This window comes from Anaerocolumna sp. AGMB13020 (genome assembly GCF_033100115.1).
GTDB lineage: Bacteria > Bacillota > Clostridia > Lachnospirales > Lachnospiraceae > Anaerocolumna.
The window spans coordinates 5,671,750-5,692,670 of sequence record NZ_CP136910.1; the positions used below are offsets into that span (position 1 = coordinate 5,671,750).

A 20,921-nucleotide genomic window follows, 5' to 3' on the forward strand; every position below is an offset into this window, starting at 1 on the left:
ATTTAGAGTATCAGTGATTTTTTTTACCGTGGTAGAAGTTTTTAAAAATTTGAGATGTATTGTAACCTTTTATGATTCTCATTTGTATTATTAGTGAAAGGCCTTTCAAACAGATCAAGGAGCATGCTTATGAAAACATCAGTAGAAATACTGGTTGAAAAATATCGAAGTAATCTTTATGCGGTGGCATTTAATATATGCAAAAACGCACAGGATGCTGAAGACGTTGTCCAGGATACCTTCATCCAGTATTTATCACACAAAAAAGCTTTTGAATCCGATGAGCATATCCGTGCTTGGCTTATCCGGGTGACAATTAACAAGGCAAAGAATAAGAACAATACTTTTTTCAGACGGAATTCGTTGCCATTGGAGAATTACATAGAAACATTGACTTTCGAGACGGAAGAATCTTCCGAATTATTTGAAACAGTGATGAAACTCCCGGAAAAGTATCGCATTGTCATTCATCTGTTTTACTACGAGGATTATTCTGTGAATGAAATCGCAGATATTTTGAAGGTGACGCCGAGCAATGTAAAAGTAAGGTTATCGCGTGGAAGAATGTCGCTTCGCAACACATTAAAGGAGGTATGGGAAGATGACGAATAAGGAAAAATACAAACAGGCGTTTTCTGCAATTCATGCCTCTGACAATTTTTCTTTGGAGGTAGAAAAAATGGAAAGAACAACTAAACAGCATAAATTTAAAACCATGATTGCTTCTGTTGCTGCGTGTGTGATGATTGCAGGTTGCGCCACAGTTGCTTATGCCGCAGATGTAGGAGGAATTCAACGCACCATCCAGCTTTGGATTCACGGCGATCAGACAAAGGCAACCATTCAGTTTGATGGAAACGGGAGTTACAGCATGGACTATACTGATAACGAAGGAAATGTGAAGCATCAAGGTGGAGGTGGAGTTGCAATTGCACCTGACGGAACCGAAACACCCGCATCGGAAGAAGAACTCCTGGAGCAGTTGACGGCCCCGGATGTGGAATATGAGGACGACGGCTCCGTTTGGGTCTACTGGTTGGATCAAAAAGTTGACATCACCGATATGTTTGAGAACGGCGTTTGCTATGTTAAACTCGAAAGTAACAAGGAAACCTTGTACATGACCATAAAGCATCAAAACGGTTTTGCTACCAGCCCGTATAGATACCTGAGCCCGTCTGAGTTTGATGATATATTAGGTACAGACTAAATCAGAGATTATGTAACAAGACCATTTCTAAAACAGCCGACAGGCGCTCTTCTTGAGCATCTGTCGGCTGTTTGTTTTGATAATACTGCCTGTGGCTTGCTTTGCTTTATTGATACCGTTCTTTATAAGAACATCTCATTTGCCTTTTTAGTATAGTATGTAATTTACCAAGTATTCGTCTTTTGACTTCATCAGCAACTAAAAACATTCTATAGAATAATACTCCGTGAATTACTCAGCAATAGCAGCTACTTCTTTGTATTTTTTATTATTCGTATATAATTCCTTTGTATAAGGATTCGTTTTTGTCTTAATTGTTCTGATAACCATATATGCAAGAACGGCAATATTGGACAGAAGTGAAATTACACCAAAGAACATAAGAGCCGTTTCGTTATAGGTGGATTGAATTGCATAAGCACCTTTGTCGATGAAAGCAGGTACTGTCTGGGCAAACATACACCAGATTGCAAGGGTATGAGCACGATGCTGAAGCCAGGCGCCTTTTCCCACTGTGAAAGCACAAAGCGTAGGAGCGAGAAGTAAAGCAAAACCGCAATACCAGGAATGTCCGGGCAGGCAGTTATAGGTATAAGTAAAGTTCCATAAATCATAAGCAATAATCCAGAACCAGAGCATGTCCGGCCATACCATATCCTGACTTTTGTCCGCAGCTGTTTTTTTACGGAGTTTAATACCTAACCAACCGGTAATGGTAATAATATTTAAGATTCCTGCTGTGGCATTTAAGAAATTCCAGGGACCACCAAGAACAAACATAGAACCGTCGGAAAGAATACCACCGCCGTTATATTGAATACCAACTTCTATATCACGGGCAACTGCTTCCATGATATTGATTGCAAGAATAAGAGGGGGGAAGCATAAAGCCCATTTCTTATCTGCAAGACGCCATTCCTTTCCGGTTTTTTTATTGGTTCCCTTTAAATATCTGATAAGCCAGAAACCAAGACAGCCTGCTGTAGCAGAATATACTTTGGCAAGATGGAACCAGTCGGTGTAGGTCGTATCCTTTAATACTGTGAACCACAGGACGGAAAGTACGACAGGTAAAACGGTAAAAGTGAATAAACCAACATACTTAAATCTTCTGGTAACCTCATTTAAGGCAAACAGAAGTACGAATACCAGCAGCCATACTCCCCAGGTACTTAAGAAAGTGGCACCGCTGCCATAATTAAATTGAAACATGATAAATCCTCCCACATTTTAGATAATGTTATACCGCAATTATACCTGCCGTTTTCGGAGAATAGCAATAGACAGATACCCTGTTTTGTACAAATATCTGTATAAAGTTACAGATAATAAGAAAATACGTATTATTTCGTTGACTAATTCTGCTATTATTAGTATTGTAGTTTTATGTCAATGGAAAAAGGAAGTGTGAGTTTGAAGCAGAACAGCATAGGTCGGTTTATACATATATTACGTACGAGAAACAACATATCGCAAGGCAGGCTAAGCAAAGGTTTATGCTCCATTGCGACATTATCCAGAATAGAACTAGGTGAGAGGATACCTGACAAATTCCTGATGGATGCACTGTTTCAAAGATTGGGAAAGTCTCCGGATAAATTTGAAGTGTTATTGGCCGAAAAAGATTATTCTCTTTATGAAAAGAGAAAAGATATAGAAAAAGCGTTATTTTTAAACGATTATGCTCTTGCAAATGAATTGCTTTTGGAGTACCAGCATAAGAAGGAATGTAAAGGAAGCCTGCATGAGCAGTTTGTGTTAAAGGTAAGCGGAATATTAGACTATGAAGATAGAAATGACATTGATCAGGCCCTGGAGAAATTCCTGGCAGCGCTAAAATGTACCTTGCCACATTGGAAGTATGGGGAGTTGAGAGGGCAGCTGTTAAGTCTTGAAGAAATTGATTTGTTTCTGCTCATTTCCATGTCATATGCAAAAAAGAATAAGACCTACGATGTGATTGTCAGGTTAAAAGAGCTTATTGAATATATAGAAAATGGGTATACCGATGAAGAGGAAAAGGTTAAAGTGTATCCCAAAGCGGCATATCTTCTGGTAAAGTTTTATTGCAAGAAGGGAAACTATCTGTCAGCAGAGGATTTATGCGAGAAAGCCATAGATATTTTAACATCAAACGGTGTAATAGTCGGTTTGGCGGATTTACTTCTATTGTTTGTGGAAATTCTCAACAAAAACGGCAAGGATGTAAAAGAAAAGAAAGTACGCTTACAGCTGGCTTCTTTATTAAAAGTTTATGAGGAATATGATATAAAATTACTATTCCCTTCTGATACTGCCATTATTGTCAAGAACATTCAAAATGATATTTATCTTATGGGAGAATTAATAAAAGCAAACCGGGTTACGGTCAAAATCAGCCAGGAGAATTTAAGCAGTGACATATGTGCAGCAGAATCCTTATCCAGAATAGAATCCGGTAAAAGAGCCCCCAGAAATAAGAATTATGAAGCGATTGCAGGACGGCTTGGGATTGCAAAAGATATTTATAACACTACCATTGAAGCGGAAACCTACGATATCTTAGAGACGAAAAGAGATATTGACCGAATGTTGTTTGGCCATCAGATCGAAAATGCGTGGGCATCTTATATGAGGCTTAAGAAGCTTCTTACGGCAAAAACCAATGAAAATAAGCAGTATCTTTCTTATATGGAAGCAATTCTTCATTATCAGGCAAAGAAGATAGGTACTAAGACAGCACTTAAGAAAATGGAGAAAGCTCTTGAATATACTCTGAAAAATTATAAAGACATAGCTCTTTGCAGCTGCATACTTTCCAGGCAGGAAGCCTTTATTTTAAATCAGATTGCAATCCTCACCTTTGATACCGGTCAGAAGAAGCAGGCAATCGATATTTTACGGTCAGTTTCAAAAAGTTATGAAAATAGTAAGATTGATTTGAAATATCATTCTGTCCAATATCTTTTAGTCCTGCAGAATTTGTCTATGTATCTGGAAGAAGACGATCAGTTGGAGGCAGCAATCGAAATTTGTGACAAAGCAATAAAACTGGCGTTAAAATGTGCAAAAGGAAATTTCCTGTCCAGATTTATTACAAACAAAGCTTTTACTTTGGAAAGAATAGACATGGAGAACCAGACAGAGTTATATGAAAAAACCTGCCGATTGTATTATCAGCAGGCTTATTCATTGAGTGAGCTAATGAAAGACCCCTCGACCCATAGCATTGTAGGAGAATACTATAAGCTAAAGTATAATGAATCGGCAGATTCTCATTTAGAAACTACCGATTACTAGCGTGGTTTACTAATTAATGTTATTGATTGTCTCTGGAATTAATTGATTTTATAAGCTAATGTTACAGGAATAAGGGATAAGATAACATGACGTTATTGGAGAATTATCTGTAAATTTCTGTTTCATTTCGAAATATTACAGTATTTTCAACATTATTTAGTGAAATATAATCTAGTTAGAAAAAATATACAGGTTGATTTATTGCTGTATGATTTCGTGTATATTCCCAAATGCCTTATATTAAAGCCTTTTTACAACAGGAAAAAGAAAAAAATTATAACCAACTTATTAAATCAGAATTGTATGTATTTCTTGTTTTATTTCATTCCTTTTGTATGGCATATCGCATCTTTAAGCGGATGCGGTATGCCAGTGTAACGGAGAGGGACTGTAATGTATAATAAACCGTGTTGCATTTCTTCTTAAACAGCTTCATGTGTTAGCATACTCACTATATTATTCACGAAGCAGCTGTCTTATATCAGCTTCGATTTCTTCAGGAGAAACCGCAGGTGAATAGCGATTGAATACCATACCGTCTTTATCAATGAGAAATTTCCCAAAATTCCATTTAATATCTGCGGCTTTTCTGTCAGGAGTATATTTGCTTACTCTTTCTTCAAAAGCTTTGGAAATGTCGTTACCTTTATCTGTTGGTGCTTCACTCTTTAACCAGGCATACAGGGGGTGAGTATTTTCACCATTTACATCGATTTTAGCAAAGCGGGGAAAGGTTGTTCCATAATTTAACTGACAAAAGGAGTCTATTTCTTCATCAGTGCCGGGGGCTTGCTCTTTGAATTGATTACTGGGGAAATCAAGAATTTCAAAACCCTCGTTATGATATTTTTCATAAACTGCTTCCAGTGCTGTATATTGAGGTGTTAATCCGCACTGGGTAGCAGTGTTTACCACCAACAAAACCTTTCCTTTATATTGTTTTAAATCAATCACATTACCTTTCTTATCTTTCACATTAAAATCATAGAATTCCATAGTTAATCATCCTTTCATATTGATTATAATCAATTGTATTGTATACAATACATTATAGCTTCAAGGTATACTTGCTGTCAATAGATTACTGTAATATAATATTATATGTTGAATTACCAAAGATAACTTTGAAAACAAAGTATTAGCAATAATATCAAAGAAAAAGTATAATAAAGTAAGTTAAGTATAATAAATAAATTAGAATAAATAAGAAGAGATAATATAAAGCATAATAGAAAGGTCGGCTGGATATGGAATAAATGGCAGCGGCCGGTTAGGAGAAGGATGCACGAAGCGGTTAAGTACTGCAGATTATTTGCAGGAATAGAAGAGAATGAATTAAATGAGCTTTTAATATGCTGTAAGGCAAAAATTTGCAGTTACCAGAAAAATGATTATATTTTTTATCAGAAAGACAAACCGGAATACATTCATCTGTTGCTGGAGGGAGAGGTGTCTGTATGCCAGGATTCACCTTCCGGCAGACGAAGTCTGGTAGCTGCCTTTCGTGATCCGGGAGATTTATTTGGAGAGGTTTATGCATTTTTGGACAAACAGGAATATGATTATTATTCGCTGGCTGCAACGCCTGCAAAAGTATTATGGATGCCAAAAACCTTTCTTTATAAGAACTGTAGCAGCAATTGCGGCTTTCATACGATACTTACCCATAATATGCTGACGATCCTTGCGCAGAAGGCATATTTTCTTAATCAGAAACTTCAGTTTCTCTCAGGGGAAACCTTACGTCATAAGATAGCTGCATTTCTCATGAAACAAAATAAAGGGGATAATAATATAAAATTGTCCATGAACCGAGAAGAGATGGCGGACTTTTTAGGTGTTACCAGACCTTCCTTATCAAGAGAATTTATGAAGATGAAACAGGAGGGACTTATTGATATAAAAGGAGATATGGTTACAATACTACAAGAAGAAGAACTTGAAAACCTATTTGGTTAGCTTATAAAAATTAAATAAACATAAATTTCATAAAAAACCTCTAAAAATTTTATGTTTTGCATCTGGAAATTTATTATGGTTGTGATATACTATTCTACATTTGAAACTTACATAAAGGAAGAATAAACATATGCGGTTACCATTATTTACAGATTTAGAACACGAGTTTAAAGAGTACAATTTTACAAAGTTCAGTAAGGATCTTATGGCTGGGCTAACAGTTACAGCAGTGGCGTTGCCTCTTGCACTTGCTTTTGGTGTCTCCAGTGGAGCTGATGCAGCATCAGGTCTCATAACGGCTATAGTGGCAGGATTGATTATCAGTTTTTTATCTGGTGCCTTTTATCAGATATCCGGGCCTACCGGAGCTATGGCAGCTATCTTAATGTCCATAATAGCTGAATATAAGATGCAGGGAGTATTTGTAGCAACGTTAATTGCGGGTATACTCATACTGATTGCAGGTATATTACATTTAGGAAGAATTACTTCCTTTATTCCAGCACCGGTTATAACTGGATTTACCTCTGGTATTGCTATTATAATTGCTTTGGGTCAGGTTGATAATTTCTTTGGTGTTCATTCTCAGGGAACAACAGCCCTGGGTAAAGTCTTCAGCTATGTGAAACTTGGGTTTGCACCTGATACGGCAACCTTATGTACCGGTCTTTTTGTAATCCTTTTAATGGCTTTTTACCCAAAGAAGTGGAATAATATAGTTCCTGGGTCACTTTTAGGTATCATTCTTGCCACCGCCGGAAGTCTTTTTCTGAACCTGGATATTAAAACAGTAGGAGAGATTCCCCAGACACTGTTGCCCGCTGAAAGATTACATTTTGAGGGGATAACCTGGGAGCATGTTGAAGGAGTATTTTCACCGGCTGTCAGCATTGCTATGTTATGTATGATAGAAAGTCTGCTATGCGGAGCATCTGCCGGCAGAATGGCTGGAAAGTCCATGAACAGTGACCAGGAACTTATTGCACAGGGAATCGGGAATATAATTCTTCCTTTCTTCGGTGGAATACCAGCAACAGCAGCGATTGCCAGGACAAGCGTTGCCATTAAATCCGGAGCACAGACAAGACTTACAGGGATAATCCATGCCCTAGGTTTGCTCATAGCAATGTTTGTATTAAGTCCTGTTATGTCTAAAATTCCTCTGGCAGCGCTAGCAGGAGTTTTGATTGTTACAGCTTTTAAAATGAATGAATGGTCTGCAATCAAATATATGTTTAAGCATAAAATGAAAGGGCCAATATTAAAATACCTTATTACCATGATAGCAACTGTTGCGCTGGATCTTACTACAGCAATCCTCATTGGTGTCTTGCTAGGTCTCTTCCTGTTTGTTATAAGAAGTGCGGCGATTCAGATAGCAGTAGAGGAGGTCGACCCTCTTAGAATCGGCAGAGAGGGAACCGATGTTAGAAGTTGGTGTGTGGTTTATGTAACCGGTCCTATGTTTTTTATGACAGCTGATTCCATTAAGAAAAAGCTGGAGGGTTTAGGGGATAGAGAGGTTGTTATACTTTCATTAAGAGGTGTGCCAATGGCTGATATAACCTCCGTGGGTATTATTATGGATTTTTGTAAAGAAGCAAAAGAAAATGGAAAATCGGTCTTGTTTTCATCAGTTCAGCCTTCTGTCATGAAGATTTTTGAACAATCTGGACTTGTTGAGGCAGCCGGTGAAGAAGCATTCTACTTTAGCGTTGACAAGGTGTTGTTAGAATTGCTCTAAAACCAGAAACTGTAGGCAGTATCTGAAAGAATTGTGTGCTCCCATAAGCGGCGGAATGGAAAAGAATACAGCAGAGTTAGGCTTAGATTATAAATGAGTATAACGATTATATAAATTGATTTACAAATAGTACAGACTGTGTTATAATAATACGCGTACGTTTATAACCGGTACCAGGATTTGGGACACTCCGACCTATATCTTAGTGCCAGGCGTTAAAAATATGAAGGAGGATTTATCCATGATTAGCAAAGAGAAAAAACAGGAAATTATTACAGCTTACGGAAGAACACCTGAGGATACAGGTTCACCTGAAGTTCAGATTGCACTTTTAACAGCAAGAATTACTGAGTTAACTGAGCATTTAAAAGTGAACCAGAAAGATCATCATTCAAGAAGAGGTCTTCTGAAAATGGTTGGTCAGAGAAGGGGTCTTCTTGCATACTTAAAGAAGACAGATATCGAAGGCTATCGTAAATTAATTGAACGTTTAGGTTTAAGAAAATAATAAAAAGAGCGGCTTAGCCGCTCTTTTTATTTGCTGAAATTTTCTGGGAAGATAACAGACTGTTTAAGAGCATACCAATAATTATGAATAGAATTCCTGTGAAGCCCGTAAAGTTAGGAAGAGGATCCCCTAACAGGAGTATTCCTCCAAGAAGGGTAAAAAGAACTTCTCCTGCTTGGGTAGATTCCACTACAGCGAGTTGTTTCTGATTATGCTTTACGTTATCCGTGGCTTTAAAAAATAACAGAGTTGCAAGGATACCGGAGAAAAGAGCCACTAGAAAGCTCTGCAGCAATTGAGCATTTGTCGGAAGTCCCACATTGATAAAACCAATGGCAGATAAGAAACACCAGAATGGAAGACTGCATAGAACCATACCATATACCCGTTCTATGGTAGTAATTCTATCTTTGCTTTGTTCCATCATTTTGCGATTCCCCAGAGGATAAGCAGTGGCAGCCACAAGAATAGGCAGAAGAATCACTGCAGGATTGTTCTTTGAGGCTCCCCCCGCATTCTGAAGCTGTAATAAAAAAACACCAATCAGTATGATTCCAGCAGCAAACAAATTTCGGTAAGGAATTTTTTGGCCGAAAAGAGGAGCGGTTAGGATTCCCATTACAATTGTTATCTGCCAGGAAGCGGCGATGAGCCAGGACTCCCCGTTATCACCCGCATAGGTAAGAGGAGCATAAAACAGTCCGAAGCCTATAGTGCTCCACAGTATCCATTGTTTCCAGTTTTTCCGTATTTCTGTATGTATATTCTGAAAGCCATATTTTTGATGAATTACCAGAGCCATAATTGGGAAAGCGAAAAAATAGCGTAAGCAGGCACTCCAAACCCAATTGCCGCCGGACAGGTTCATGCTTCTGTTAAGGATAAAGGTAAAAGCAAAGAAGAAAGACCCTGCAATACCAAGTATAAATGACTTTTTCATATATTCCTCCTTAGATTTCAATAAGCTGGCGTATTATTATTGGTAATAAACCGGTGTCAAATGAGGGTGGTTTTTGATAAATTTAATTAATTTCTGAATGTGAGGCTGCTCCTGGCTGTTTTTATTGGTGGCAATACCAATTTGCCGGTAAGAAGGAGGAGAAAGGGGAATTACTGAGACATCTTCCCGGTTACCTGCAATTACCAGACCGGATAGGATGCTTACCCCAATACCATAGGAAACCATGGATAATACCACTGGATCATCTACGGCAATAGCTTTTATCTCAGGCCGTACATGATATTTCTCCAAAAGATTACGTACATCTTCGTCCTGGTTATAGGAAGGCATGATAAAAGGCACTTTATCCAGCGTTTTGATGGGATATGCTTCCGGGTTATTCTGAGTCTCATTCTTTGGGACAACTGCATAGAGATAATCCCTGGCAATTGGATAAAAATTGCATTTATATTTTGAAAAGTAGGATAATAAGCATAGATCCAGGGCTTGCTCCTCTAAAGCTTTATATAATTCCGGCATAGAATCTACTTTTATATGAAAGGAGATATCCGTATTTCCTTTATTGAATTCTTTGATGATTCCGGGAAGCCAGTGCTTGGCTATACTGGTATACGCTCCTAAACGAATCTGTTTTCTGTCAGCTAACTTGCTGTTCTCTACTTCTTCGTGAAGTTTTTTATCCAATTGAACTATTTCCTGAAAGTAAGGTTTTAATCTGTTGAATTCTGCAGTTGGGCGAATACCATAATGTCCCCTTTCCAGGAGCTTCACATCCATTTCTTTTTCAATGGCATTCATCATGTGAACCAAACCGGAGGGCGTATACCCGTATTGCTCGCTGGTCTTTAATAAACTGCCGGTTTCCAGGGCGTTCAGCAGAATCTCGATTTTTTTTGTATCCATAACGTTCCTCTTTCGTTATAGTTTTTTGGCTGTTCCAAATCGTCTCATTCTTATCGTGAAAATATTATATGAATGAATATCATAAGATAATGTGAAAAAAATTAATATATCTATTATAAAGTGTCGCTTTACCTGTGTCAAATGTATAAATATAATAAATTTAAACGGAGATAAAATAAAAAGAAGTAAGAAGTAAGGAGATCTGGTATGAAACTATTACATATTGGCAAGAAAGGAAATCTGGAGCGTTATTCTGGGATGGAACATCCACTTACTGCGTTTGAGCTGGTGGATTTGCCGGTGGGGCTACCGGAGGAAGAGTATCTAATGGCAGCAGGGGATGCGGATATCATCATTGCCGATGCCATGGCAAAGATAAGCGGCAAGCTCCTTTGCAAAATGCCGAAGCTTAAAATGCTTCATTCAGAAGGTGTTGGTTTTCAATATTTTGATCTGGAGGCTGCCCGTAAGCAGCAGATTTATGTGTGTAACTGTAAGGGTATGAATGCAATGGCAGTTGCTGAGCAAACTCTGCTATTAATGTTGGGAGCGCTTCGGGATGTGAAGAAAAATGACGAGGCAGTACGAAAGGGAAAACAGCTTGAGAAAAAAGAAGGTTATATGAAAGCCGGGAATCTTTTGGAACTGTCAGACTGCAAAGTTGGGCTGATCGGTTTTGGAGATATCGGTAAATGCGTGGCTGAAATACTGAAGGTATTTCAGACGGAAGTATTTTATACTTCGAGATCCGGCAGAGATCTGGAGGCAGAGAAGCATTATCATGTAAAATATCTGGAGCTTTCAGAACTTTTAAGGACCTGTAATATGATCAGTATTCATCTGCCCTTGAAGAAAGATACCTTTGAGCTGGTAAATGAAGAATTTATCAATAACATGAGAGACGGCTCCTTTCTTGTCAACACTTCAAGAGGGGAATTGATAAAGGGAAAAGCGTTGATAGAAGGGTTAAAGTCCGGCAAACTACTAATGGCAGCCCTTGATACCATAGCTGGAGAGCCTGTACAACCGGATAATGAACTGCTGTGTCAGGAAGAAATTCAGGATAAGTTATTATTCAGCCCCCATATCGGCGGTGTTACTGCTTCCAGTTTCAAAAGAGGATATGAATTGATATGGGAGAATATCAGAAGAATCGAAGCAGGTGAAACGCCGGAGAGAATCGTAAGATAAAGTATACTGACAGGAGAGAAATATATGATTAATGAAAAGTACAGGGAATTGTTAAAGGGTAAATCCATTATTCGTGAGCAAAGTGAATATGCAGCAGCATTGGGAAAGGAAATTGGTTATGAAAATGTCTTCGACTATAGCCTGGGAAATCCCAGTGTGCCGGTGCCTCCTGAATATACAAGGGTTTTAAGTAAGCTTTTGACAGAAGAAAACCCGGTTTCGATACATGGATATTCTCCCTCTCTTGGAATTACAGAAGTCAGAAGTAAGGTTGCTGACAGTCTGAATAGTAGATTTGGGATGAAGTATGATACGAGACATATTTTTATGACCTCGGGAGCAGCAGGAGCATTGGCACACGCACTCAGGTGTGTTACAAAACCGGGGGATGAGGTTCTAACTTTTGCACCTTTCTTTCCTGAATATCACCAATATGTAGGACAGACCGGTGCAGCCCTAAAGGTAATACCAGCAGATACGGATACTTTTCAGATTAATTTTGAGGCTTTGTTGGATAATCTAAATCCGAATGTGCAGGCTGTTCTTATTAATACACCCAACAATCCGTCAGGTATTGTATATTCTAAGGATACTATCCTTAAGCTTTGCAGCATATTAAGGGATAAGCAGGAGGAATATGGACATGATATTTTTCTGATTAGTGATGAACCTTACAGAGAGATAGTGTTTGGAGGGGAGGAAAGTGTATATATAAGTAAATTTTATGACAATTGTCTGTCCTGTTACTCCTTTTCCAAGAGTTTAAGCCTTCCGGGAGAGCGAATCGGTTATATAGCCGTTAATCCGAAAGCAACAGAGGCGGATATTATTGCAGTAATCTGCGGACAGATCAGCAGAGGAATCGGACATAACTGCCCAGCCTCCAGTGTGCAGCTGGCAGTTGCTGAAATTTTGGAAAAGACCAGTGATTTAACCGTGTATGAAACCAACGGAGAATTGTTATATAAAGCTCTTGTCAGGCTGGGATTTCAGGTTGTAAAGCCAGGAGGTACCTTCTATATCTTCCCGAAGGCCCTGGAGGAAGATGCTGCTGCCTTTTGCTTAAAGGCCAGAAAATATAATCTGATTCTGGTGCCAAGTGATAATTTTGGTGTGTCTGGATATTTTAGAATGGCTTATTGCATTGATACAGAGAAAGTTCTCAGAAGCATAGAGGCTCTTGAAAGGTTTGTAAAAGCAGAGTATGGACCACCTCTTTTATAGCCTTATAAGGTACCTGCTCAGCTTTTTTAAGTATAAGTGAAGTTTCCTGTGCAACTAAAAGGTATCAGCTTCTGACTATAAATAAAAGCAGAATTCCTATCGTATAAAAGGTTCATATCGCAGAATACAGATCGGATTCAAAAAGAATCTATCTTATTTCTGCGATTTTTTTATTATTAAGTGAAGATACTAAGCTGGAAATCTATCCTGTCAGTATTATAGGTTACAACATGTAAGGGTTGATATTTTCTATGGATAACATTATAATGCAGATAAATATAGAACCAGGTCATTCAGCAGTTTGTGCAGAGGCTGTAATTTAGAAACAATAGTGCTGAGAAACACAGAAACGAGGTAAATATGGAGATTAGTAAAATCGTTGAGGAACAGAAAGAGTTCTTTCACACGAATAAGACAAAGAATATACCATTCCGAAAAGCCATGTTAAAAACGCTGTTATTGGCTATTCATCAAAAAGAAGAGGAGATACTGGAAGCGATATACCAAGATCTGGGTAAATCCAGAGCTGAATCCTATATGGCTGAAATTAGCATAGTATACACAGAAATCAAGGAAGCTCTGAAAAATCTGGATAAATGGAGCCGCCCGCAAAGAGTAAGAGGTACTCTGGCTACTTTTCCGGCAAAGAACTATATTTACGCAGAACCATATGGAGCAACTCTTATTCTTGCCCCCTGGAATTATCCATTTAATTTGTCCCTGGCACCGTTAGTCGGTGCAATGGCAGCGGGAAACTGTGCTGTGATTAAATGCTCAAAAAGCAGTATCCATACAGCAAAAATAATCAGACAGATAATTAACGAAACCTATCCATCAAAATACGTTTATTGTGCGGACCCGGAAATAGACTATGATGAGGTGGTGTATCAGAAATATGACTATATTTTCTTTACCGGAAGTCCAGCTATCGGCAAAGTTATCATGAAAGCTGCCAGTGAGAACCTTACACCCGTGTCTCTGGAGCTTGGAGGTAAAAGTCCCTGTATCATTGATGAAACAGCTAATTTAAGATTAGCGGCTAAACGTATAGTATGGGGAAAGTTCTTAAATGCTGGGCAGACCTGTATAACCATAGACTATATCGTTGTGGATGAGCGGGTAAAAGAGACCTTTGTCCTATATTTACAGGAAGAAATCGAAAAACGCTATAAAGATGCTGAAAACAAGGAGGGTTATCCCAATATAATAAATAAGCACCATTACGAACGGTTATGTAAACTTATTGATGAGGAAAAGGTAGTGATTGGAGGGAGAAGAAATGCCGAGAGCAGGAAAATAGCACCAACAATATTACCGGAAGCAGATTTTGACCATGAGGTTATGGAAGAAGAAATCTTTGGTCCTATACTGCCAGTCATAGGTTATACTAAACTGGAACATATGATTAAGATAATAAAAGAGAGACCTAAACCATTAGCCTGCTATATTTTTACAGAGAATAAAAAGACGGCTGACAGGCTCATATCTGAAATATCATATGGTGGAGGCTGTGTTAACGATGTACTTTTGCATATTGCCAATCATCATATGCCCTTTGGTGGTATTGGTTACAGTGGTATGGGAGGATATCATGGGAAATATAGCTTTGAGACCTTCTCTCATAAGAAAAGTGTCATTGAGAATAAAACAACGCTGGATATACCTATACGGTATGCTCCTTTTGATGAAAGAAAGTTTAAGCTGTTAAAGCGTTTTTTGTAGAGATAAGGTATTGATAATAAGCATATCTTCTCTTGTATTTATACTCAGATATGCAAGGCTGCTTTGCTAACGAGATGTCGATTCTATTTGTATTCGTCGAACGATTTGTGTCCGATTTCTGCAAATGGAACCGGCATTTTTCTATATGTACATCAGAAACAGCAGTTTGTATTTCGTCTTCTCATAATTGCATATTAATAGTAAGCTGTTTCGTACAGTTGACAGATAAGAAAAATAAGTATAAAATTAAACCAATGAATTGTATACTATCTAAATGAGAGCAATATATTTACAAAAGATTAAATTCATAAATAGGTAACTATCATTTGGTATCTTTTCATAAAGACGAGACTATTTACAAAGACTAAATGAAAAATAGTTCTAATAATAGGTAAACAAATAGAAGTGGTATTAATTTAATGTGCTATATTAAGCACTGAAAGGAGTTATAATGAAAATTGAAATATGGTCGGATTTTGCCTGCCCTTTTTGTTATTTGGGAAAGAGACGCCTTGAACTGGCATTAGAAGATTATGATAAAAAAGAGGATGTGGAGATAAGTTTTCGAAGTTTTGAGCTAGACCCCTCTGCCAAAAAGAAATATGATGAGAGCCTGCATGAACTGATCGCTGGTAAATATGGGATTAGTGTGGAGGAAGCCAAAGCCTCCAACAGTCAGATCATCAGTCAGGCAAATGAGATAGGTCTTAACTATAATTTTGAAGATATCATACCAACCAATACCTTTGACGCACATCGCCTGACCCAGTATGCAAAAACGAAAGGAAAGGGTATGGAACTGACAGAACGTATCTTCAGGGCATATTTTGAAGAATCCCTAAACATTTCTGAACATGAGATATTATCAGCGCTGGCAGAAGAGGTTGGACTATCAAAGGAAGCAGCAATGGAAGTACTGACAAGTGATAAATATGCAGAAGAAGTTAGACAGGATGAGAAATCTGCATCTCGTTACGCTGTACGAGGAGTGCCTTATTTTCTGATAGATGAAAAATACGCAGTATCAGGTGCTCAACCAACGGAAACCTTTTTACAGGTATTAAGAAAATTTGGCTGAGTATAACTTGAAAAATAGAATTATTTCGGAACGAAAGGAGATTAATAAAATGGATGACATCAGAAAAATAAAAAGAATTACAAAAGGTGAACCTGGGGTTGACGGAGCAGGAGTTAAACTGGTGCGTGTCATTGGTTACCATGATACGAAAGATTATGACCCTTTCCTGATGATGGATGCATTTGATTCCCACAACCCGGAGGATTATGTAAAAGGCTTTCCCTGGCACCCTCACAGAGGTATTGAAACCATAACCTATTTGATTGAAGGAGAAATTGAACACCAGGACTCTTTGGGTAATATCGGAACTATAAAGAATGGAGACTGCCAATGGATGACCGCAGGTTCCGGAATCATTCATCAGGAAATGCCGAAGCCTTCGAATAGAATGCTGGGGGCACAGATATGGCTTAATCTGCCTGCCAGGTATAAGATGGTAGCACCTAAGTATGGGGATATCAAGCATGAGAATATACCGTTAATCAAAGAAGAGAAGAGTACTGTCCGTATCATTGCCGGTGATTACAAGACTACCTCCGGAGCTTTTAAAGCAGAGTATGTGAAAGCAACATATCTGGATGTGGAGGTAGAGGCAAACAGCGAATGGTATTATGAAACAGAAGAAGATTCCACTGTGTTTTTATATATCCTTAATGGTGAAGGAAGTTTTGAACCCGTCAGCAATGAAGTAATAAGCGAAAAGCAGGCAGTCTTATTTGAGAAAGGGAAAAGGGTATATGTAAAGAGCAAAGAAAATGGAATCAGATTTCTGCTGCTTTCAGCGAAACCCTTAAAGGAACCAATTGCCTGGGGGGGACCTGTTGTAATGAATACAAAAGAGGAATTGAATCAAGCTTTCAGAGAACTGGATGAGGATAGCTTTATAAAATAAGGCAAGAGGAAAGATGCTATTAATTATATATTACCGGATAGAAGTTGAATGTCAGCCTCTATCCGGTTTATTTTACATAGAAGTTTGAAGAAAACAATCACAGGATAAGTGACAGGAGGTAAGAAGATACCGAAAACTAAGCTGCCTTTTGATTTGATCGTTTTTTCTTAAGTATGATCAATTGAAATATAGGAAACCGTTTAAGCTCCGCTTCATAATTCCCCAAATTCAATACCGTAAAAAAATAAACAAAAGCACCAACTGCAACAGAAAGTATAACCCCAATTCCACAGGATATCCTGGGAGATAATAGAGTAGATGAAAACAACTTATCAGTTAGTCTGTAACTTATCATTGCGGCCAGGCTCATAATAATGGCACTTAAAATAGGAATACAGAAAGTCTGCTTTATTTCCTGTATATAGCCAAGAACTCTATAGACTGCAATCAGGTTCAGGATGCAGATAATCAGAGAGTAGAGGATTATAGTGGCTATAATGGCATATATTTTTAATTCGGTAAACAATAGCAGAGGGACTAAGACTGCCATATGAATAAGTAATGCCGCACCAGAATTCATAAGTGGTACATTTACTTTGCCGATGCCCTGTAAGACACCGTTCAGAATAGTTGACATTCCGTAAAGGATAATAGAAATACTGCCTATTTGAAGTAGGTGAACTGCTAGAATATCAGAATTTGGAAATAACAGATTAAGTATTGGTTCTGCTAATGCACCGAGGCCAAAGGCAGCGGGAATAACAAACAGCATGGAGTATTTCATGCCGCTGTAAATTCTGCTCTTTACGATCTGAAATTCTTTTTTGGCAAAGGCGGTGGAAATTACCGGAACCAGAGTGGCAGACATAGAAGCAGCAATTGCAATGGGAACATTGGCTAAGGGCGAATATTTGCGGCTGAAGATGCCGTAGAGGCTGGCATCCGCTGTAATATCAATGGATTTTATCTGTACTGTTTTAAAATAAAGTTTCATATCAAATATACCAACAAAATTATAGAGACAGGTGCTGAGGATTACAGGTGTAAGCAGGGCAAAGATCAATTTGAAGGTTTCTTTGTAGGATAAGGCAGCAGTATCTGATACAACGTAAGACTTCAATTTATGCTTCCTGCGATTTACATAGAATAAAATCAGAATAAAAATTAACGCAACAGCAACACCTGCACCGGTTCCAGCAGCACCGCCAGCAGCACCGTACTCAGCTATGCCGGTTTTGCTGCCTTTTAAGAGAGATAATCTTGTCCAGGTTATGGCAAACCAAATGCTGGCTGCAGCATTTACAAGCTGTTCAAGAAGTTGGGAAATGGCTGTGGGTAGCATGGTTCCCTTAGCCTGATAATATCCACGAAAAACGCTTAAGATACCGGAGAGAAAAATAGTAGGAGCCAGGATTTTCATTGTAATAATGGATTGCTTAAAATCCACAATCCTGTCGGCAAAGAAAAAGGTAAGTAAAGAAGCTCCTCCGCCCACTAAACACACATATAACAAGGCGCATAGAAAAACTCTGCTTGCGGTGCGATGCTGGCCTATGGCAATTCTCTCTGACATGATTTTGGATAATCCCATTGGTATGCTGTAGGAACAGATAAGCAGAATAATACTGTAAACATAATAAGCGGAGGAATAATAAGTATTTCCAAGGTCGCCGATGATATTTGTTAAGGGCACACCATAGGCAACGCCAATTATCTTTACTAATATGCCTGTTATTGACAGGAACATTGCCTGTTTTACAAATCTGTTATTTCCATGTCTCATTTTGCACCCCATACTTTAGTATTTACTTTCTTGGCTGATAAAATATATTACAAACAAGCTAAAGTGATAGTTAGCCACTATTATATGCTTAATCCTGTACAGGTTTATAAAGTTGCCGGTACTCAGTCGGTGTCAGACCTTCCTTCTTCTTAAACTGTCTTATGAAATGAAGATCGCTTTCATAACCACAGAAATCGGAAAGCGCCTTTATTGACATGTCAGTAGTAGTCAAATAAAACTTTGCTCTCTCTATTCTTGCCATAATGACTTCCTGCATACAGGAAATGTGATAGATATCTTTATACAGGTGTTGAAAATAGGAGGTGCTCATGTGGACGGAAGCCGCCATTTCTTCCACAGTCCATTTTCTATGGGGAGTGTTATGGATATCCAGACGCAGACGGTTCATAAGAGGATAATATTTATTGTTATCGATACTGGCAGGAAGAGTAGCAATCTGAGTATCCAGGCTGTACAAAAGAATTCTCATAAGAGAATCCTGTAAGGCTTCGCGGTGGGGAGAACCCGCATGATTCTCCTGTACCAGCATACGAACAAAATTAGACAGGTAATTAATTTGTGGTAAATACACAGGCTGGTTCAGGGGTAACTTTAAAGTCTCCACCAGGGATGCTTCATCCGTAAAATCAAAATGAATCCAGTCATCATTATAATAGTCTTTATGGGAGCCATAATGCATATAGGTATTGCGGTCAAAGAGTATGGCCATATTTGGGCTGGTTATCTCTATTCTGCCATTTAACTCAAAAAAAGCCTCTGTCTTTACCAGAAGAAGTATATAGTTCCCTACACCGGTTTTACGAATAATATGAAATTTTGTTTTATGCTTGGAATCGTGTCCGCAATTGGTAACTTTAATCATAAAAACTCCTTGCCTATTGTAATAAACTGAAAAAATAAGCTTGTTTCATTATAATGCATTGCCTGGAGAAGTAAAAGATATTTAGAAGATTTTATCTGCAATAACAAAAAAAGGAACCTGCAAATGAAAAATTATAGAATTTCATTCGCAGATTCCTTTTAAGCTTACGCCATTTTAGCAAGAATACTCTTGGCCACGCTGATACCGTTGGCAGAAGCCTGCTGAAGACCTCTGGTTACAGAAGCACCGTCACCGATAGCACGAAGACCGGAAATGCTGGTTTCAAAATCTTTATCAACAACGACTTTATTGGAGTAAAACTTAACCTCTACACCATAGAGCAGCGTCTCATCACTTGCAATACCAGGAGTAACCTTATCAAGAGCAAGAATCATTTCCTTAATATCTACCATGATTCGATGAGGGAATACCAGTGACAGATCGCCGGGAACCGCATCCTTTAAGGTTGGAATAAGATTGTTCCTGCAAAGCCTCTCTTCTGTGGTCCTTCTTCCTCTCTGGAAATCACCAAAGGTCTGAACAAGGATTCTGCCGTCGCAGAGCATATTGCTCAACTGAGCGATGTATTTACCATACTCAATTGGTGTTTTAAAAGGCTTTGTAAAGTTCTTAGACACCAGAATAGCAAAGTTGGTATTGTTTGTCTTCATTTCTTTCGACTTATATGCATGTCCGTTAACAACAGCAAGACCATTTTCATAATATTCTGTTGCAACCTCTCCGGAGGGATTGGAGCAGAAGGTTCTTACCTTATCATCAAAGGTTGGAGTGTAGTACACGAGCTTTGCTTCATATAGATTCTTATTGAGGAATTCCATTACCTCATCACGAACCTCCACTCTGACACCGATATCTACAGTACCAACCCTGGTCTCGATACCATGGGACTGACAGATATGGCTGAACCAGTCAGAGCCTTCACGTCCGATAGCAGAAACGATTTCATCTGCATAATAAGTATTACCGTCAGCACAAACAACAGCCTGTACTTTCTTATCTTCTATAAGGATATCCTGTACCATGGTGTTAAATTTCATCTCTACGCCACTGGCTAAAAGGTGTTCCTGAAGTCTTGTATAGATTTTATAACCTTCTTCCGTACCTAAATGACGGATGGGACATTCTATCAATTTGAGATTGGCGTTTATAGCCCTTCTTCTGATTTCTCTGATTTCTTCGTCTTTATCAATGCCGTATACGCTTGTATCAGCACCGAAACTAAGGTAAATGTCATCGGATTCTTTTAGTAACTCAATGGTTTTCTCATATCCTAATATATCAGGAAGATTTCCGCCGACATCCGGGGATAAGGAAAGCTTACCGTCGGAGAAAGCTCCGGCACCGGCAAATCCTGTAGTAATGGAGCAGGGTTTACAGCCAACGCAATGTTTGGTTGTTCTCTTGGGGCACATTCTTTTTTCGATTGGGCGGCCTTTTTCTACCATAAGTATTTTCAGGTCTTTTTTCTCTTTGATGAGTTCATAGGCACAAAAAATACCGGAAGGACCGGCACCGATAATTATTACGTCGTATTTCTGCATTAAAACACTCCTTTTGTGAGGT

18 protein-coding genes are annotated in these 20,921 nt (G+C 38.5%); 11 read left to right on the plus strand and 7 right to left on the minus strand.

What is annotated here, in order from left to right; genetic code table 11:
* The first annotated feature begins 129 nt into the window (after window positions 1-129).
* Window positions 130-612, plus strand: coding sequence for an RNA polymerase sigma factor (locus R2R35_RS23910; RefSeq protein WP_317732350.1), 483 nt, complete (start codon window positions 130-132; stop codon window positions 610-612).
* Entirely contained in the window at window positions 602-1,210 is a 609-nt protein-coding gene (locus R2R35_RS23915) for a hypothetical protein (protein WP_317732351.1), read from the plus strand. The genes R2R35_RS23910 and R2R35_RS23915 overlap by 11 nt, the downstream gene beginning before the upstream one ends.
* A 231-nt stretch (window positions 1,211-1,441) precedes the next feature.
* Here the strand turns inward: R2R35_RS23915 and R2R35_RS23920 are convergent, their stop codons facing one another.
* Window positions 1,442-2,422, minus strand: coding sequence for a DUF5692 family protein (locus R2R35_RS23920; protein WP_317732352.1), 981 nt, complete (start codon window positions 2,420-2,422; stop codon window positions 1,442-1,444).
* A gap of 201 nt (window positions 2,423-2,623) precedes the next feature.
* Here R2R35_RS23920 and R2R35_RS23925 point away from each other — a divergent pair, with 201 nt between their 5' ends.
* Complete coding sequence (locus tag R2R35_RS23925) at window positions 2,624-4,489, plus strand: helix-turn-helix domain-containing protein (protein ID WP_317732353.1); 1,866 nt, start codon at window positions 2,624-2,626, stop codon at window positions 4,487-4,489.
* Window positions 4,490-4,945: 456 nt separating this feature from the next.
* Here the strand turns inward: R2R35_RS23925 and R2R35_RS23930 are convergent, their stop codons facing one another.
* Window positions 4,946-5,485, minus strand: coding sequence for a glutathione peroxidase (locus tag R2R35_RS23930; RefSeq protein WP_317732354.1), 540 nt, complete (start codon window positions 5,483-5,485; stop codon window positions 4,946-4,948).
* Between the two features lie 285 nt (window positions 5,486-5,770).
* Here R2R35_RS23930 and R2R35_RS23935 point away from each other — a divergent pair, with 285 nt between their 5' ends.
* The 3 genes from R2R35_RS23935 to rpsO all read left to right on the plus strand — a co-directional run bounded on the left by R2R35_RS23935 (window position 5,771) and on the right by rpsO (window position 8,700).
* The gene (locus R2R35_RS23935) at window positions 5,771-6,448 is read left to right on the plus strand and encodes a Crp/Fnr family transcriptional regulator (protein WP_317732355.1); all 678 of its coding nucleotides are present in this window, start codon (window positions 5,771-5,773) and stop codon (window positions 6,446-6,448) included.
* A gap of 205 nt (window positions 6,449-6,653) precedes the next feature.
* Window positions 6,654-8,192: a SulP family inorganic anion transporter gene (locus R2R35_RS23940; protein ID WP_442872260.1), complete on the plus strand. Its 1,539-nt coding sequence runs from the start codon at window positions 6,654-6,656 to the stop codon at window positions 8,190-8,192.
* Window positions 8,193-8,433: 241 nt separating this feature from the next.
* Window positions 8,434-8,700: a 30S ribosomal protein S15 gene (gene rpsO, locus R2R35_RS23945; RefSeq protein ID WP_033166492.1), complete on the plus strand. Its 267-nt coding sequence runs from the start codon at window positions 8,434-8,436 to the stop codon at window positions 8,698-8,700.
* Window positions 8,701-8,713: 13 nt separating this feature from the next.
* Here rpsO and R2R35_RS23950 read toward each other — a convergent pair whose 3' ends face one another.
* Together R2R35_RS23950 and R2R35_RS23955 are read right to left on the minus strand one after the other, a co-directional pair.
* Complete coding sequence (locus R2R35_RS23950) at window positions 8,714-9,640, minus strand: DMT family transporter (RefSeq protein ID WP_317732357.1); 927 nt, start codon at window positions 9,638-9,640, stop codon at window positions 8,714-8,716.
* Between the two features lie 36 nt (window positions 9,641-9,676).
* Entirely contained in the window at window positions 9,677-10,564 is an 888-nt protein-coding gene (locus R2R35_RS23955; RefSeq protein ID WP_317732358.1) for a LysR family transcriptional regulator, read from the minus strand.
* A 207-nt stretch (window positions 10,565-10,771) separates the two neighbouring features.
* Here R2R35_RS23955 and R2R35_RS23960 point away from each other — a divergent pair, with 207 nt between their 5' ends.
* The 5 genes from R2R35_RS23960 to R2R35_RS23980 all read left to right on the plus strand — a co-directional run bounded on the left by R2R35_RS23960 (window position 10,772) and on the right by R2R35_RS23980 (window position 16,671).
* Complete coding sequence (locus R2R35_RS23960) at window positions 10,772-11,755, plus strand: NAD(P)-dependent oxidoreductase (protein ID WP_317732359.1); 984 nt, start codon at window positions 10,772-10,774, stop codon at window positions 11,753-11,755.
* A 24-nt stretch (window positions 11,756-11,779) separates the two neighbouring features.
* On the plus strand, window positions 11,780-12,979 hold the full coding sequence (locus tag R2R35_RS23965; protein ID WP_317732360.1) for a pyridoxal phosphate-dependent aminotransferase: 1,200 nt from the start codon (window positions 11,780-11,782) through the stop codon (window positions 12,977-12,979).
* 360 nt (window positions 12,980-13,339) lie between these two features.
* Complete coding sequence (locus R2R35_RS23970) at window positions 13,340-14,701, plus strand: aldehyde dehydrogenase (RefSeq protein ID WP_317732361.1); 1,362 nt, start codon at window positions 13,340-13,342, stop codon at window positions 14,699-14,701.
* Window positions 14,702-15,152: 451 nt separating this feature from the next.
* On the plus strand, window positions 15,153-15,779 hold the full coding sequence (locus R2R35_RS23975) for a DsbA family oxidoreductase (RefSeq protein WP_317732362.1): 627 nt from the start codon (window positions 15,153-15,155) through the stop codon (window positions 15,777-15,779).
* Between the two features lie 49 nt (window positions 15,780-15,828).
* Window positions 15,829-16,671, plus strand: coding sequence for a pirin family protein (locus tag R2R35_RS23980; protein WP_317732363.1), 843 nt, complete (start codon window positions 15,829-15,831; stop codon window positions 16,669-16,671).
* Window positions 16,672-16,807: 136 nt separating this feature from the next.
* Here the strand turns inward: R2R35_RS23980 and R2R35_RS23985 are convergent, their stop codons facing one another.
* The 3 genes from R2R35_RS23985 to R2R35_RS23995 all read right to left on the minus strand — a co-directional run bounded on the left by R2R35_RS23985 (window position 16,808) and on the right by R2R35_RS23995 (window position 20,899).
* Window positions 16,808-18,454, minus strand: a complete 1,647-nt coding sequence (locus tag R2R35_RS23985) for a putative polysaccharide biosynthesis protein (RefSeq protein ID WP_317732364.1) — start codon at window positions 18,452-18,454, stop codon at window positions 16,808-16,810.
* An 88-nt stretch (window positions 18,455-18,542) separates the two neighbouring features.
* The gene (locus tag R2R35_RS23990; protein WP_317732365.1) at window positions 18,543-19,337 is read right to left on the minus strand and encodes a helix-turn-helix transcriptional regulator; all 795 of its coding nucleotides are present in this window, start codon (window positions 19,335-19,337) and stop codon (window positions 18,543-18,545) included.
* Between the two features lie 164 nt (window positions 19,338-19,501).
* A complete protein-coding gene (locus tag R2R35_RS23995; RefSeq protein ID WP_033166480.1) occupies window positions 19,502-20,899 on the minus strand; it encodes an NAD(P)/FAD-dependent oxidoreductase in 1,398 nt (465 codons plus the stop codon).
* Window positions 20,900-20,921 lie beyond the last annotated feature (22 nt).

Coding starts and splice junctions, on each gene's coding strand:
- R2R35_RS23910 (WP_317732350.1), top strand. CDS start 130: ATGAAAACATCAGTAGAAATACTGGTTGAAAAATATCGAAGTAATCTT.
- R2R35_RS23915 (WP_317732351.1), top strand. CDS start 602: ATGACGAATAAGGAAAAATACAAACAGGCGTTTTCTGCAATTCATGCC.
- R2R35_RS23920 (WP_317732352.1), bottom strand. CDS start 2,422: ATGTTTCAATTTAATTATGGCAGCGGTGCCACTTTCTTAAGTACCTGG.
- R2R35_RS23930 (WP_317732354.1), bottom strand. CDS start 5,485: ATGGAATTCTATGATTTTAATGTGAAAGATAAGAAAGGTAATGTGATT.
- R2R35_RS23935 (WP_317732355.1), top strand. CDS start 5,771: ATGCACGAAGCGGTTAAGTACTGCAGATTATTTGCAGGAATAGAAGAG.
- R2R35_RS23940 (WP_442872260.1), top strand. CDS start 6,654: ATGGCTGGGCTAACAGTTACAGCAGTGGCGTTGCCTCTTGCACTTGCT.
- rpsO (WP_033166492.1), top strand. CDS start 8,434: ATGATTAGCAAAGAGAAAAAACAGGAAATTATTACAGCTTACGGAAGA.
- R2R35_RS23950 (WP_317732357.1), bottom strand. CDS start 9,640: ATGAAAAAGTCATTTATACTTGGTATTGCAGGGTCTTTCTTCTTTGCT.
- R2R35_RS23955 (WP_317732358.1), bottom strand. CDS start 10,564: ATGGATACAAAAAAAATCGAGATTCTGCTGAACGCCCTGGAAACCGGC.
- R2R35_RS23960 (WP_317732359.1), top strand. CDS start 10,772: ATGAAACTATTACATATTGGCAAGAAAGGAAATCTGGAGCGTTATTCT.
- R2R35_RS23965 (WP_317732360.1), top strand. CDS start 11,780: ATGATTAATGAAAAGTACAGGGAATTGTTAAAGGGTAAATCCATTATT.
- R2R35_RS23970 (WP_317732361.1), top strand. CDS start 13,340: ATGGAGATTAGTAAAATCGTTGAGGAACAGAAAGAGTTCTTTCACACG.
- R2R35_RS23975 (WP_317732362.1), top strand. CDS start 15,153: ATGAAAATTGAAATATGGTCGGATTTTGCCTGCCCTTTTTGTTATTTG.
- R2R35_RS23980 (WP_317732363.1), top strand. CDS start 15,829: ATGGATGACATCAGAAAAATAAAAAGAATTACAAAAGGTGAACCTGGG.
- R2R35_RS23985 (WP_317732364.1), bottom strand. CDS start 18,454: ATGAGACATGGAAATAACAGATTTGTAAAACAGGCAATGTTCCTGTCA.
- R2R35_RS23990 (WP_317732365.1), bottom strand. CDS start 19,337: ATGATTAAAGTTACCAATTGCGGACACGATTCCAAGCATAAAACAAAA.
- R2R35_RS23995 (WP_033166480.1), bottom strand. CDS start 20,899: ATGCAGAAATACGACGTAATAATTATCGGTGCCGGTCCTTCCGGTATT.